This is a genomic window from Mycobacterium sp. NGS66, from assembly GCF_059812225.1.
Genome location: NZ_JCALCG010000052.1, coordinates 1 through 245, shown reverse-complemented (window position 1 = coordinate 245; position 245 = coordinate 1). Strand labels below are relative to the sequence as shown.

The following is a 245-nucleotide window of genomic DNA, read 5'->3' as shown; positions in this document are numbered from 1 at the left end:
GCCGCGGCATGCAGCACCCCGCGCAGCGGCAGCCCGGTGGCGGTCGCGGTAGCCACCAACCGCTGGGCGACGCCGGCCTCGGCGATATCGCCGCACTCCACCACGACATCGGCACCCAGCGCGCTGACGCACTCGATGGTTTCCAGTGCCTCGAGTGTTGGCTGTGAGCGCGAGGACAACACGATACGTCCGCAGCCGGCCCCTGAATCGGGAGAAGCCATCTTCTCGGCCAAAAACAGCCCCAG

General features: G+C 68.6%; 1 protein-coding gene. It reads right to left on the bottom strand.

Features of this window, described 5'->3' with window-relative positions; translation table 11 throughout:
* On the bottom strand, positions 1–245 hold a 245-nt coding region (locus AC5Y2L_RS28620; RefSeq protein ID WP_499940110.1), incomplete at both ends, for a KR domain-containing protein.